Annotated in this window: 15 protein-coding genes; 7 read left to right on the top strand and 8 right to left on the bottom strand. The window is 62.8% G+C overall.

The genetic code is table 11. The features are described 5' to 3' along the window. Positions 1-3: 3 nt before the first annotated feature. A complete protein-coding gene (locus A5651_RS20700; RefSeq protein WP_066985290.1) occupies positions 4-1113 on the bottom strand; it encodes a dihydrodipicolinate reductase in 1110 nt (369 codons plus the stop codon). An 80-nt stretch (positions 1114-1193) separates the two neighbouring features. On the opposite strand from A5651_RS20700, the gene A5651_RS20695 reads away from it, so the two are divergent. Further along, entirely contained in the window at positions 1194-2036 is an 843-nt protein-coding gene (locus A5651_RS20695) for an SDR family oxidoreductase (RefSeq protein ID WP_066985287.1), read from the top strand. Between the two features lie 9 nt (positions 2037-2045). Here A5651_RS20695 and A5651_RS20690 read toward each other — a convergent pair whose 3' ends face one another. The 3 genes from A5651_RS20690 to A5651_RS20685 are packed head-to-tail and all read right to left on the bottom strand — an operon-like array spanning position 2046 to position 3658. Then, on the bottom strand, positions 2046-2849 hold the full coding sequence (locus A5651_RS20690; protein ID WP_066985285.1) for an SDR family NAD(P)-dependent oxidoreductase: 804 nt from the start codon (positions 2847-2849) through the stop codon (positions 2046-2048). Between the two features lie 6 nt (positions 2850-2855). Further along, entirely contained in the window at positions 2856-3029 is a 174-nt protein-coding gene (locus A5651_RS25040; RefSeq protein WP_082943882.1) for a bacterioferritin-associated ferredoxin, read from the bottom strand. Continuing rightward, positions 3029-3658 carry a fatty-acid--CoA ligase gene (locus A5651_RS20685; protein WP_156663091.1) on the bottom strand — a complete coding sequence of 210 codons (630 nt, stop codon included), beginning with the start codon at positions 3656-3658 and terminating at the stop codon, positions 3029-3031. The genes A5651_RS25040 and A5651_RS20685 overlap by 1 nt, the downstream gene beginning before the upstream one ends. Before the next feature lie 321 nt (positions 3659-3979). Between A5651_RS20685 and A5651_RS20680 the strand changes: the two genes are divergently transcribed. Further along, positions 3980-5176 carry a cytochrome P450 gene (locus tag A5651_RS20680; RefSeq protein ID WP_066985278.1) on the top strand — a complete coding sequence of 399 codons (1197 nt, stop codon included), beginning with the start codon at positions 3980-3982 and terminating at the stop codon, positions 5174-5176. A 1-nt stretch (position 5177) separates the two neighbouring features. Then, positions 5178-6239 carry a spirocyclase AveC family protein gene (locus A5651_RS20675; protein ID WP_231988768.1) on the top strand — a complete coding sequence of 354 codons (1062 nt, stop codon included), beginning with the start codon at positions 5178-5180 and terminating at the stop codon, positions 6237-6239. A 5-nt stretch (positions 6240-6244) separates the two neighbouring features. Here the strand turns inward: A5651_RS20675 and A5651_RS20670 are convergent, their stop codons facing one another. Continuing rightward, a complete protein-coding gene (locus tag A5651_RS20670) occupies positions 6245-7057 on the bottom strand; it encodes a mycofactocin-coupled SDR family oxidoreductase (protein WP_066985530.1) in 813 nt (270 codons plus the stop codon). An 86-nt stretch (positions 7058-7143) separates the two neighbouring features. Here A5651_RS20670 and A5651_RS20665 point away from each other — a divergent pair, with 86 nt between their 5' ends. After that, positions 7144-7926: an SDR family NAD(P)-dependent oxidoreductase gene (locus A5651_RS20665; RefSeq protein ID WP_066985276.1), complete on the top strand. Its 783-nt coding sequence runs from the start codon at positions 7144-7146 to the stop codon at positions 7924-7926. Here the strand turns inward: A5651_RS20665 and A5651_RS20660 are convergent. Next, positions 7923-8957 carry a dihydrodipicolinate reductase gene (locus A5651_RS20660; RefSeq protein WP_082943899.1) on the bottom strand — a complete coding sequence of 345 codons (1035 nt, stop codon included), beginning with the start codon at positions 8955-8957 and terminating at the stop codon, positions 7923-7925. The two genes, A5651_RS20665 and A5651_RS20660, sit on opposite strands and share 4 nt — an antisense overlap. A gap of 62 nt (positions 8958-9019) precedes the next feature. Continuing rightward, positions 9020-9811, bottom strand: a complete 792-nt coding sequence (locus A5651_RS20655) for an SDR family NAD(P)-dependent oxidoreductase (protein WP_066985270.1) — start codon at positions 9809-9811, stop codon at positions 9020-9022. Positions 9812-9890: 79 nt separating this feature from the next. Here A5651_RS20655 and A5651_RS20650 point away from each other — a divergent pair, with 79 nt between their 5' ends. Then, positions 9891-10304: a VOC family protein gene (locus A5651_RS20650; RefSeq protein ID WP_066985267.1), complete on the top strand. Its 414-nt coding sequence runs from the start codon at positions 9891-9893 to the stop codon at positions 10302-10304. Positions 10305-10316: 12 nt separating this feature from the next. Here the strand turns inward: A5651_RS20650 and A5651_RS20645 are convergent, their stop codons facing one another. Beyond that, entirely contained in the window at positions 10317-11930 is a 1614-nt protein-coding gene (locus tag A5651_RS20645) for a class I adenylate-forming enzyme family protein (RefSeq protein WP_066985526.1), read from the bottom strand. Positions 11931-12075: 145 nt separating this feature from the next. Between A5651_RS20645 and A5651_RS20640 the strand changes: the two genes are divergently transcribed. Together A5651_RS20640 and A5651_RS20635 are read left to right on the top strand one after the other, a co-directional pair. Continuing rightward, a complete protein-coding gene (locus A5651_RS20640; protein WP_066985523.1) occupies positions 12076-12606 on the top strand; it encodes a nuclear transport factor 2 family protein in 531 nt (176 codons plus the stop codon). A gap of 53 nt (positions 12607-12659) precedes the next feature. Next, positions 12660-13904 (top strand): CoA transferase, encoded by a 1245-nt coding sequence (locus A5651_RS20635; protein ID WP_082943898.1) that lies wholly within the window; start codon positions 12660-12662, stop codon positions 13902-13904. Positions 13905-13913: the final 9 nt, after the last annotated feature.

The following is a 13913-nucleotide window of genomic DNA, read 5'->3' as shown; positions in this document are numbered from 1 at the left end:
CAGTCAACGACCGTTGCCGAAGCCTGTGTAGCTGCGAATGAGCGGAAGATCCGCCATGGTTGCGAAGCCGGGGGGCGCCGCACAGACGGCAGGGATGGAATTGACCACCTGCAGAGCGACGGTCACCAGGCCGGCTCGGACGTGCTCCTCGATCGACGCCTCGCGTTCGAAACTGGCGAGGGGGAAGAAATGAGTGCGCATCGACGGGTCGCCCTCGATGGTCAGTGTCCAACCGTCCAGAGGTTTCGGCCAGTGCCTGGGGTATTCGCCGCCGACCGTCCAGAGGGTTTCGAACTCGATGAGCGTTTCACCACCGCGATGACCCACGAAGTTCCACCGCTGTCCCGCCGTCGTGCCTTTCTTCACCGGGTGGCCGAAGATGTCGAAATCCCGGCTGGCCGGCACGGTCTCGAGGGATACCGAGACGCCGTCGATGTCCGCGTTCAACGTGTCGGAGATGAACCACGTCTGCTCGACGAAGAGCTTCGTCAAGAATCCGAGGTAGGTGTTGGCGGTCGGCGTCACCTCATCGGGCGGACGACCGAACCACATGCCGTCGAAGGTGATCTCGGTGCTTTCCCACAGCGTCCAGTCTGCTCGTTCCTGCAGGGTCAGGCGATCGATCGTGCGGCTCATACCGGAGAGGGCCAATGGCAGCACACCGGAGAGATTTCCCGGGTTGAGCCCGCTGCCGTGGATTGTGCTGCCGCCTTCGACACAGGCTGCCATCAACTTGTCGCGCTCGGCTTCGGGGATCCGCCGCGGGTGGAACAGGAAGGACGGGGTCGCGACGTTCTTGCCGCTCGCCAGAAGCGCGCAGACGTCGTCGAGGTCGGTGAACGACGGCGCATAGAGCACCAGATCGGCCTCGAGTGCGAGGATCTGCGCGACGTCGGTCGTCGCGGTCACGCCGATGGGCGTCCTGCCGACAAGGGTCCCGATGTCAACGCCGTCCTTGGCGTCCGCATACACTCGCGCGCCCACCAACTCGATGTCCGGCCGATGATCGAGGATCGTGGTGATCATCTCGGTGCCCACCGCGCCGGTGGCCCATTGGATGACTCGCAGCGGCTGCGTGCTGAGGGTCAAAGCGTCGGCTCCCTTCCATGACATCGATCTATCAAGGTATCGCCGGTGATAACGTTTGTTCTCATAATGTGTGAATCAAATTCTCGCTATGTGAAGGAGCGGCCATGAACGATGTGCTGGGCTACGTTGGCAAGGCAGTCGTCGTCACGGGTGCGGCCTCCGGCATGGGGGAAGCGACGGCACGGATCCTGGTCGACCTCGGAGCCGACGTGACGGCGTTGGACATCAAGGACACCGCGGTCCCCGTCGCTCGTGCACTCAAGATAGACCTGCGCGACCGCGCGAACATCGAAGAGGTCGCGGCGTCGATAGGCGGCCCCGTCGACGGCCTGTTCAGTTGTGCCGGCCTGCCGGGCCCACCGTTCAGCGAATGGGACACGATTTTGGTCAATTTCGTTGGCGCACGGCACCTCGCGGAGCAGTTGGTTCCGAAGATGTCCGAGGGTTCCGCCATCAGCGTGATCTCCTCGTCAGCTGCTATCGGATGGCAGGACCACATCACAACGATCACCGGCCTTCTCGAAACCGAGGGATTCGACGCCGCCGTCGAGTGGTTGACCGCGAATGAAAAGAAGTGGTCCTGGAGCGGATACGCGTACTCGAAATACATCATCGATGCCTGGGTCGGGTGGTGGTATCCGGAGCTCGGCAGAAAGGGTATCCGGATCAACTGCATCAACCCCGGGCCTACGGAAACCGCCATGATGCCGGCATTCCAGGAGTTGATGGGTAAGGAAACCGTCGACGACGCGATCGGTCCGGTCGGGCGGTATTCGACGGCCGAGGAACAGGCGTGGCCGCTGGTGTGCCTTGGCAGCCCGAGGCTGAGCTATGTGGGCGGTACCGTTCTGTGGACAGACGGCGGGTGGAACGGTGCGATGACGATGGGTCGCCACAAAGCGCAATGGACTGACACCGCGGCCGACCAGATGGCCAAGAAGGGATGATCGCTTCGGTCAGATGAAGTCTGATCCGCCGTCGACGTTGACCGTGGCGCCGGTGACGTAACCGTTGCGTCGCGAGGCGAGATACGCGGCGGCCGAAGCGATCTCCTCAGGCAAGCCTGCTCGGCCCAGATCGCAGGGATGACCGTACGTCTTCTCCACCCACGTCATCACGTCGTGCGTGTCGGCCGAGTCCAATCCGTCCGCGGCGAGGATGTCTTTCAGGATCTCCGTGAAACTTGCTGTCACGATCGTGCCCGGACACACACAATTCACCAGGATCCCGTCGGGTCCAAGGCTCTTCGACAGATTCTTCGTGAAGCTCGATAGTGCCGCCTTGGTCGCCGTATAGGCGACGAGCCGCGGGCTCTGGCGTTGGATCGAGTGCGCCGACAAGGTGACGATGCGTGCCCACTCGGCTGCGCGAAGCATCGGCAGAGCAGCGCGCACCGAGCAGACTGCCGACATGGTGCCCAGATCGAACGCCGCGTGCCAGTCATCGTCGTCGAGTTCTTCGAACGAGCCTGCTGCGGGTCCGATGGTGTGCACCAGCGAGTTGAGCGTGCCCCATGCCTGTTGCACCGACGCATAGCCTTCAGCGATCGAGTCGGCGTCGGCCATGTCGACGCTCAGGGCCAGCACCTCAGGCGCACCGGCCTTACGGATACGCGTCGCCGCTGCTTCCAAGCCGCTCCTGTCGCGAGCCATGATCGCCACCGACGCCCCCTCGGAACCGAGCGTCTCCGCGATCGCCAGTCCCATGCCCTTACTGCCGCCGGTGACAACGGCAGTGGCACCTGAATAGCCGAGATCCATGGTTCTTCAGCGCTCCTTTACCGAGTGAGCATCGATGATGGACCGGATCGAGCGACGGCACCTGCCGCACTCCGACCCCGCACCGCACACATTGGACACCTGGCGACACGTCCGGGCCCCGGCTGCGACGGCCGACGAGACGGTTTCAATCGTCACACCGATGCACAGGCAGACGTACATCAGTGCAGATCCGTTCCGCTCGTCTCTGCCAACCGCATGGCATACACGAAGCGGCCGACGAAAACCGGCGGATAAGCGCCAACCCCCGCGGCCGCAAGCCAGTTCGACGCGATGCGCGAGTTCGAAGCCCATTGCAGCGCGGTCTTCTCGTTTGCCAGCTGCTGGAGAAACAGCACCTCGTGCGGAGTGTCGAAGGCGCGGCAGACCAGAGTTCGCCGGATGTCAGCGCCGGCGAATTCATCGAGCGACTCACGCACACGGGCCATGAAGTCCTCGACATTGTCGACGCGAGTGACCGCTGAGACCACGATTTCGCTGCCAGGAGCGGGAGGTTCGCCGATATCGAACCGCTCGACGGTCTGACCCGCGAACACCACCGGCAGGTCCTGGACACCGACGGCGTCGAACCATTCGAAGAAGTATCGCGAGCGCAGCAGGTCGAGCAACGGCTGCTCGGAACGCAGTCCGATGACGACCAGAACCTTTCCCGGCTCGGCAATCGATTCGTACACGAATGCGTACCTCGCGCCGAGGTCGCGGAGGCTTTTCTCGTGTCGCGCGAGCACCGGGCCGATGCGGTGTGATTCGGGGATATGGAATTCCACGGCGAAGACGAAGCTCTGGGCCACATCAGCTCCTTCGTCCGGCTGCATGACTATGACATTCTCGCATGTGAGAATTCGTGTTCTCTCTGGGAGGTGACGTCATCGACTTTTCGGGGCCAGGTGGTGTTGGTGACCGCCGGCGGTGCCGGCGTAGGCAGGGCGACTGTGGCCGTGTTCGTCGACTGCGGGGGCAAAAGTCCGTCGTCCTGGAGATCGACGCGGCTCGCGCCGCCGAGGTTCGCCAGTCGTACGAGGGGTAGGCGCTGGATCAATGGCAACAGCGCGTGTCCCGCCGAGAGCAGGAAAACAGTTCAGGAAACAGCCGGTAACGCTTATTCTCGTTGGGTGACATACAGGGTGAAGGTTGAGCCGTACTACGACCCTTTCGACTTCAACATCGACGACGATCCCTATCCGGTGTGGAAGCGGTTACGCGACGAAGCACCGCTGTACCACAACGAAAAGTACGGCTTCTATGCCCTCAGCAGGCACTCGGACGTCGCCCGCGAGCTGGTGAACTGGAAGGACTATCGGTCGGGTAAGGGCACGACCATCGACATCATCCTCAACGGTGTGGATGTGCCTCCAGGGATCATCTTGTTCGAGGATCCGCCGATACACGACCTGCATCGGCGACTGCTCTCGGGGGTGTTCACCCCGCGTCGGATGGCCGCCATCGAACCGCTGGCCAGGGAGTTCTGCCGACGTGCACTGGAGCCGCTAAGCGCAGCCGACGGGTTCGACTTCATCGCCGACCTCGGCGCCTGGATGCCGATGCGCACCATCGGCTATCTCCTCGGCATACCAGAGGACAGGCAAGTGGCGATCCGGCAGAACACCGACCGAATGCTCGAACTCCAAGACGCCGGACTCGCAGTGGTGGCCGATGACTTGTTGACTCGGCAGGGCTCGATGCTCGAGGAGTTCATCGACTGGCGTTACGACCACCCCTCCGACGACCTGATGACCGAGTTGGTCAACGCCGAGGTGGAGGAGCCCGACGGCAGCCGAAGGCGGTTGACGCGCGGGGAAGTGCTGACTTACACCGGCACAGTCGTCGGAGCGGGCAACGAGACGACGACGCGATTGATCGGCTTCGCCGGGCAACTGCTGTCGGACCATCCAGACCAACGCCGAGCGCTGGCCGCTGATTTCAGCCTGATCCCGGCGGCAGTCGAGGAGGTGCTGAGGTACGAAGCACCGTCACCTGTGCAGGCACGGTGGGTCGCCCGCGATGTCGAACACTACGGACAAACGGTTGCGAAAGACTCGGTTATGTTGCTACTCAACGGGTCTGCGAATCGAGACGAGCGTCAGTTCGCAGACGCTGACCGGTTCGACATCCGTCGGCAAGCCGCGCATCTGTCATTCGGGCACGGCATCCACTTCTGCCTGGGCGCGGCGCTGGCACGGGTCCAGGCGCGCATCGCTCTCGAGGAGGTGCTCACCCGATGGCCTGACTGGGAGGTGGATTACGACATGGCGAAGCGGGCTCACACCACCAGCGTGAGGGGTTGGGCCAGTCTTCCGGTGAGAGTCTGACGTGACCAATACCGTTGACTCCGAGAGCAAGCCGGTTGGTTCCGGGCCCCGGCGAAGTTTTTCGCCATGGCCGGCTCGGATTGGCTGGGCGCTGTTCGTCATCGCCTATCTGGTGCTTGCGACCGCGACGATCGCGACCATACAGTCAGGGCTGCATGGCGACCCGAAACGGACGCACCCAAATCCGGGCCCGCGACCGTATCCGCCGTTCCTCGAATTCGATAGTTGGCCGCTCGCCGTGTCCGTCAGCTCGATTCCGATGGCCGCCGGCTTGATAGCGGTGTTGGTATGGCTGTCCTGGCGACAGCGCAGCGTGCACTGGGCCGTCATCATCGCCTTCGCCGGCCTCATCACCGGTGCGCTCGACCCGCTCGCCAACTGGGCGACGTTCGCGATCTTCGATCCGCACATGCTGCACTTTCCGCTGGCATGGCCATACGTGAACATCTCACCGAATCTTGAACCGGCGCTGGCCTTCTTGGGCGGCTACGCGGCGTATTACCTACTGAACGGACTGGGCTTTTTGAAGCTGCACAACCGCCTGCTCGATCCGCTGATGCGACGGACGAGCTGGCTGGGTGCACACCGACTCCTACGGGTCTTCGTCGGTGCGACGATCATCGCCGTCCCGATCAACGGTGTCATCCAATTCACGTGGATGCGGGCCGGCATCTTTTTCTACACCGAGGCCGTCGGTCCAGTGATTCAAATCGGCCACATCCACTTTCCGCTGATCATGGCGGTCTATGACTCCGTGATCTTCGGCATGGTGGCGGTGATGTGTGTCCGCGACGGCAACGGCGATCTCGTGCTGATCAATCGCATCGCCCAGTGGTTGCCGTCGCGTCAGGGACGACCGAAAATCACGCTCACCCGGCAGCTGTTGATATCCGTGACTGTTGGGCTGGTGTCGTTCGCATTGCCGTTGGTGGTGCTCGCGGGGCTGCGCGCGGCGGGGCTTTCCCGGCCGGCCTTCGACAAAAACCCGTATCCCACGGTGAACCTCTACGACCCGTACGGACACCTTGAAGAGGCGGGCAAGCCAGGACCGTTCTACCGGTGATGGTGTCAGGTTCCCGTCACACCAACATCGACGGGTATCGCGGCGGCCGTGACGTATTTCGCTTGATCTGAAGCAAGCCACGCGACCGCATCGGCGACATCCTCGGGCATCATGATTGCGTCCGGTAGAAGTTGCTTGGTGAACCCATGCCGGAGAACGGGGTTGGTCTTAGCGGCATCTGCCATTGCGTCAACCATTTCCACACTGCCCATCGGGGTCACGACAGAACCGGGATGCAGGCTGTTGACGCGAATCCTATGCTTGCCGAGTTCAGCCGCAAAGGAACGAGCGAGCCCGACGACCGCGTGCTTGCTCGCGGTGTAGGCGATCATGAACGGTTCCATCGTCACTCCTGCGGCCGATCCAATGAGGATGATCGACCCACCGCGTCCTCCCGCGATGATGTGTCTCGCCCCGGCCATCACGGTGTTCCATGTGCCCACCACGTTGATGTCGATGGTGTCCTGGAAGTCCCGGGCAGAGACCTGATCCCATGTGGACGGAACACAGATACCGGCATTGGCGACGATCACGTCGAGTCGTCCGAGTTCAGCGACTCCCTGATCGACTGTCGCGCACAAGGCTTTATGGTCGCGGGTGTCGACCGCAGCGGTGACTGCACGTCGTCCGTTGGCTGACACCAGGTTCGCGGTCTCCGCCAGATCGTCGGGAGTTGCCGAATCGTAGGGAACGCTGGGCGGCAGCGGCCCCGCGAGGTCGACAAGTATGACGTCGGCGCCATCGCCGCTCAGCCGCACCGCATGGGCGCGACCTTGACCTCGCGCAGCGCCGGTGATTAGCGCGACCTTGTCCGTCATGTCTGGCACAGGCGTACGTTACCGCACAGAGAATCCTGATTTCGATTTTCGAGAACCCGCTTTGGCGCCTTGGTACCGTGAGACGCATGGGTGTACTCGACGGCCAGACTGCATTCATTCTCGGGGCCTCTGCGGGAATCGCCCGAGCCAGCGCGAAGCTGTTGGCTGCCGACGGGGCGACACTTTTCCTCCTCGGTAGGTCGAATCGACGGCTGGAGGAGACCAAGGAAGACATCCTCGAGGCCGCGCCCGGGGCGGAAGTGGTTCTACACAAGGGTGATCCCGAGGACGAGTCAACCGTGCAATCGGCCGCGCAAGCTGCCCACGATATTCACGGCAGGCTCAACATCGTCATCGGTACAGTTGCCGCAGGGGGCACGGGTCCGCTCATCGAGCAAAATCTCGACACCTTCACCGACTTCGTCATGGGAAACCTCCGGTCGAACTTTCTCGCCTTGCGTTACTCTGCGCCCCTGATGACCGACGGCGGATCAATCGTGTTCATCTCATCGACCTCGTCGAAGATCCCGATGGAGGGGCTGGGGCATTACTCGGCGGGCAAGGCCGCACTAGAGATGCTCATTCGAGTTGCCGCCTCCGAGCTCGGTCCGCGCGGAATACGGGTGAATGCGGTACGACCTGGCTTGACCGAGGCGGCCACGACCCAGGGTTACATCCACCTCGAGGAGCTGACCACGAGCTTCCTCGAACGGGTCCCACTCGGCAGGCTCGGCGTCTCGGATGACATTGCTCCCGGTGTGCGGTACCTCGCGGGGCCGGAATCTAACTGGGTGACGGGTCAGAGCTTCGCCATCGACGGCGGTAACGAGGTTCGCGGTGCGCCGCGTGGCCCGATGTTCACCGTCTAAGCGAAGTCGAACGCGTTGCGCGGCGCGGTGATCGGCAGATCCAGAGACGTTGCGATCCCCGGTGGGGCGTCGACGACATAGGGAATGGCATTGACCACGCGCATGGCCGTCGCCTCCATCGCGTTGGCATTCGCCGACTCCGCGGTGTCCTCGGTGCCGAGCCTGAGGTCGCACTGCATATGGGGTTGACCCTCGATGATGAGGCGGTACGTGCCGTTGGGCGCCGTCGCCCACTCGGGCGCCAAGTCCGGGGCCATGCGGTTGATGTGCTCGATCGTGATCGCGGGATGTCCGTCGACCACCCCGGTGGTCACTGCCCGCACGGCACCGACGGTGCCCGCTGGAATGGTTCCGCAGGCGACGTGGAGATCACGCGGTGTCACGACGCGCTCGTAGGATTCGTCGATGCGGTCGAGTACGACGCCGAGCGCCTTGGCTACCAGCCCGATCGGCGGACCCCAGGCGAACTGCTGTGCGCCTTCGAGTTCCAGCATCGGCACGAAGTCGAGCGGTTCACCGAAGCCCATGGCGGTGACCATGAGATCACGATTGGGATAGGCGGAGTAATCGAAGATCTCCTGCGCGTGAACGGACCGGATGGTGTTCGATAGCGTCGTCAGCAGGATCGCGAGCTGGTCGCCCGCAAAACCCGGTTCGATGCCCGAGGTGTAGATGGTGACGCCTGCGGCGAGGGCAGCGGCGAGGACTTTCTCAGCAAGGCCGGGGATCCATCTGTCGGGGAACATCATTCCCGGGGTGTTGGTGGTGACGACGTTCAGTCCGCCGTCGAGTAGCCGCACATAGTCCCGAACTGCGGCTGCGTCCATTTCGGCACTGGCGGCGCCGTAGACGACGCAGGCAGGTTTCAGCGCGATGACCTCATCGAGATCATTGGTCGTCGTGACACCGATCGGGCCGAGCCCGACGATTTCGCCGGCGTCGCGACCCGTCTTCTCCGGGCTGTGCACCCACACGCCGACTAGCTCGAGATGGGGGCGTCGAACGATCGCGCGTATCGCCAGGCTGCTGATCCAGCCGGTGGAGATTACGGCAACCCGTAAAACGTTGTTGCTCATTACCAGTCCTTCGACGGTCAGAGATCGGGCATGGGAAGAGTCGAGTTGGGTCCCTGCAGGCCGCCGTCGACGACGAACACCGAGCTGGTGGCGTAGCAGTCGCGCGTCGACAGGTACAGAGTCAGCCGTCCGAGGTCGGCCACGTCACCGATACGGTGCAGTGGAGTGAGTTCCTTGAGTTTTTCTTCCGACCCGGGAATGAGATCGAAGCTGTATTGCAGCCCGCCGGTCATGAACGAGCCGAGCGAGATGGCGTTCACTCGGATCTTCGGTGCGAGTTCCTGTGCCATCGCGCGGGTGAGTGCTTCCAGGCCGCCTTTGGCCGCGCTGTAAGGCAAGAGTCCGCGGATGCCGAAACGGCTTGCCCCAGAGGAGATGTTGACGATCGATCCGGCACCCACCTGGAGCATGTGCGGTACGACGAGCTGACTCATGATGAACGCCGACATCACGCAGTATTCGAACGCCAAGCGTAGGTTTTCGTCAGTCTGGTCCAGGAACGGCGCGTACGCAACGTGGAAGCCGACGTTGTTCACCAGGACGTCGACACGACCGAACTGCTCGACAGCCGCTTCTACCACGCGCTCACTGTCGTCGCGCTGCAGTGCATCCGCTGTCAGCGCGAGGCCCTTTCCGCCCGCCGACGTGATGTCCTCGATCGTCGACTCGATCTCTGAGGTTGTTCGTGCGGTGCCCACCACCGTGGCGCCCGCTTCGGCGAGCACCTTCGCGATGCCCTCGCCGACGCCGCGCCCGGCGCCCGTCACGATTGCCACCTGGCCGTCCAACTGAAACTGTTCCAGCGCCACGCCGCGAATCTACTCCGTCCGAGAATGCAAGTTTCCGAATTTCGGAAACACCTCTTTGCTCGCGCAATAGGGTTCGAGAATGACCGGAACCAGGCTGCACCACGTCGTCTTTGCGGTCGCGTTGGAACGACTGGATGCCGCGGCCTCGTACCTAACGGCGCTGGGGTTCGAATTCCAGGCGTTCAATCACGATGAACTGGGGCTGGCGATCAGACTGGATTGGGACCGCGGATTCGAGCTCATTTCTCCTCTTCCTGATGCGCCGCAGGAGGCGGGCTCCGCGGCCGACTACCTTGCCCGCCACGGCGATGGATTGTTCTCGGTGGTGGTACGAACAGAGAACGGCGATACCGCCGAGCGTGTTGCGGAAAGTCACGGGGCGATCGCAGATTTTCGTCAGCGGGTCGAGGGAGACGGCTTCCAGGTTGCGGAGGTCAAATTACAACCGCTGTTCGGTATTCCGCTGACTCTGCTCGAGACAAACCTGCCCTGATGCGCCACGCAATCAACGATCGGCTAGCAGACCGGTCATCTGTTTGGCCAGATCGGACTTCTTGACCTTGCCCGTCGCCGTGAACGGTAGTGCGTCCTTCGTGGTGATCCAAATGAATTTCGGCACCTTGTAGGCAGACAGCCGTCCGCGGACCTGCGCTTGCAACTGCTCGCTGTCGAGCACGGCGTCCCCGCGCGGTATGACGGCGGCGGCAACGACGGTCCCGTTGCTTCCGTCGTCAGCGCCGACGACATAGGCCTCGAGGACGCCTTCACAATCAGTTAGCGCGAGTTCGACCTCACTTGGCGTGACATTTGTTCCACCGCCTGTCTTGATGAGATCGCCAAGCCTGCCGGTGAACGTTATCCAGCCGTCGTCGGACTGAACACCGCAGTCACCGGTGCGGTAGTAGCCGTCGGAAGTGAACACGTCCTCGCGCTCGCGCTTGTGGAGTCGTTGCATAAGCGAGTACCCGCGCACCCAGATCTCGCCGACGGTGCCGAGCGGAACTGGCTGCGCCGTCTCGGGATCGACGAGAATATGGCTGAGACCCTCGATCGAGAAGCCGCCGGTTTCGGTCCGACCGGGCGGTTGTGGGGGATATGGGTCCACCCCGATGTGATTGCCGCACAGTTCGGTCATACCCAGAGCGTTGGGACCGCGCGGTCGGCGATCGGGAGGGACCATGGCGGGCATGCTGGTGCGCTGCACCGAACTCAGGTCGCGCAGTGCGAAATCCGGGTGTTCGGCGAGTGTCTTGCCTTGTTGGGGCCAGCCCAACGTGATCGTCGCGCGGTACTTCTCGATAAGCGTTAACGCCCCAGCCGCATCGAAGGCCGGTTGGGTCACCAGCGTTGCGCCGTGGTGGATGACGGCATGGATGCCGGTGATGAGTCCGCCGACCCAGAAGAACGGCATCGCGGTGAACATGACCGTGTCGTTTGTGACGCCATAGTCGAAGGTCAGGTTGTAGGTGTGGCGAACGAGTGTGCCGTGCGTGTGTACTGGCCCCTTGGGGTCGCCGGTGCTGCCCGAGGTATAGATGATCATCGCGTCGTCGGCAGGTGTCACGCAGGATTCGACATCGACGAGGAAATGGGCGTCGATCCCGTCCGGGAGCGCGTCGTAGGTCAGCGTTGTCGCCCAGGGTCGCTCGCATGCACCCCACACCATGATCGTCCGCAGAAATGGCGTTTTACGCAGAACGATGCGACCCGGATTATGTTCCCCTGCGAGGCCCGGCAGTGCCTCCTCGAGGCGGTCGAGGAAGTCGTGATTGCGGAAGGCCGACCATGCCAGAACTACCTTCAAGTCCGCATGGCGTGCGGTCCAGGCCAGTTCTGAGGCCTTGTAGAACGTGTTGAGCGGAACCGCTACGGCACCGATACGGGTCGTGGCGAACCAGGCGATCGCCCAGTCAACGCTGTTGGGCATCAAAATACCGACGTGGTCACCTTTTCCCACATTGTCGGCGAGCAGGGTCATCGCCAACTGCGCCGATCGTAGATCCAGGTCCACGTATGTCAGCACGTCGTCGCCGGCGATCAGAAACGGCTTGTGGCCAAAACGCGCCGCCGACGATCGCACGAGGGCGGGAATCGTGGGCACGATGGTCGGAAAGGGCATGACGTTCGGCATCCTTGCCTTGGCGATGCTTGGCCTGATCAGGATAGTCGGCTTATCGATCCGCGAGAATACCGGTTCTCGTACGTGCGGTGCCGACAACTAGAATCCAGCCATGGCGGTACCGGATACAAGCGCAATCGATCGTCTGGAGCGGATCGAGTCCAGTTTGGTGATCAGCCAGCTGCCCAGCCGCTACGCCATGGCGCTGGACGCCCGCGACCTGGACGCGTTGGTGGCGCTCTTCGTCGACGATGTCGCGGTAGGCGCACACGGCAGCGGCCGCGATGCGCTGAAGCGCTGGTATGACGCGGTTCTGCGCCGTTTCTACCGAAGCATCCATTTGGTGTGCGGTCATCACTTCGAGTTCGTCGACTCCGACCACGCCACCGGTTCGGTCTACTGCCGTGCCGAGCACGAGGACGGAGACGGCTGGTATGTCATCACGATGCGCTACGACGACGTCTACGAACGAAGGCATGGCCAATGGTGCTTCGTCAAGCGGCGGGAACACCCCTGGTACTCCGTTGACGTGACCGAGCGCCCGGGGCCGGATTTTATCCGCTGGCCCACCGATGTAGCACTGCGAGCCGCGATGCCGCACCGCATGCCGACCTGGCGGACGTTCTGGGCGGACGGGGATCCAGACCTGCCTCAGCGGCTCTCCCGACAGCCGTAGTCGGTTTACAATGCAGGGCGAAAGTGCAATTCTCGTTATCGAAAATCAGCGTTATCGCCCGTGAGGAGGACGTCATTTCCGACGACGGCAAGGTGCTCAGCGGAGTACGAGTGCTGGAGGTCGCCGCATGGACGTTCGTGCCGTCGGCAGGCGCGGTCCTCGCCGAATGGGGCGCAGAGGTAATCAAGGTCGAACCGCGTGCCGGCGGCGATCCGCAGCGTGGCCTGGTCACGATGGGCATCGTCGACGAGGGCGGGGGTTCGGTCAACTACATGATCGAGATCCCGAACCGCGGGAAGAAGTCGATCGGTGTCGACCTACTCACTCCTGGCGGCCAGGAAGTGGTCCGGGAGCTCGCCAAGAGCTGCGATGTCTTCCTGACCAGTTATCTGCCGGAGCGCAGGAAGAAACTGGGCATCGATGTCGAACACATCAGAGCTGCCAACCCGAGCATCGTCTATGTGCGCGGATCCGGTCACGGGCCGAAGGGCCCGGATGCCGACAAGCCGGGCTACGACGGCGTGTCCTACTGGGCGCGTGGAGGTATCGCCACCGTGCTCACGGAGGAGGCCGATGAGTTGGTGCGTTCGCGTCCGGCTTTCGGAGATCTGCTCGGCGGCATGACGATCGCGGGAGGGATAGCCGCGGCGTTATACAAGAAGGCGACCACTGGCAAGGGTTCGGTTGTCGATGTGTCGCTGCTGGGGCTGGCCGCATGGAATCTCAGCCCGGATGTCGCCGTCAGCCAGATCCACGGCGGCAGTTCCATTCCCAAGTTCACGCATGCTGATGCGCCTAATCCGTTGGTCGGGACGTACCGAACCAGCGACGGCCGGTATGTGCAGCTGATGATGCTGCAGCTCGACAAGTTCTACGCCGAGGCCATGCGGGTGATCGGCCTGCCCGAGCTGGTGGAGGATCCGCGATTCGCCGACGCCGCAGCGCGTTACGAAAATCGTGCCGCCCTGATCGCATTGCTCGACGAGGCTTTCGCCAAGCGCACGCTTGCGCAGTGGCGCGAAACGTTGGCGCCCCTATCCGGGGCATGGGGCATCGTGCAGACCCCTGCGGAATTGTGCGAGGACCCTGCGGTGACGGCGAACGGATACCTCGCGCACACTGAGACCGTCAGCGGCGTGCCATTCTCTCTGCCTACCAACCCTGTTCAGTTCGAGGAACGATCTGTCGTTCCGCCAGGCGCGCCCGAGCACGGCCAGCACACGGAGGAAGTGCTGATGGACGCGGGCATCGACTGGGACACCATCGAAAAGTACAAACAGGACGGGGCGATCCTGTGAACGCCCTCA

This window comes from Mycobacterium sp. 1274761.0, from assembly GCF_001668615.1.
In the GTDB taxonomy this organism is placed as follows: Bacteria; Actinomycetota; Actinomycetes; order Mycobacteriales; family Mycobacteriaceae; genus Mycobacterium.
Note: the sequence above shows the minus strand (reverse complement) of the source record. Positions and strands in the feature narration are given on the sequence as shown.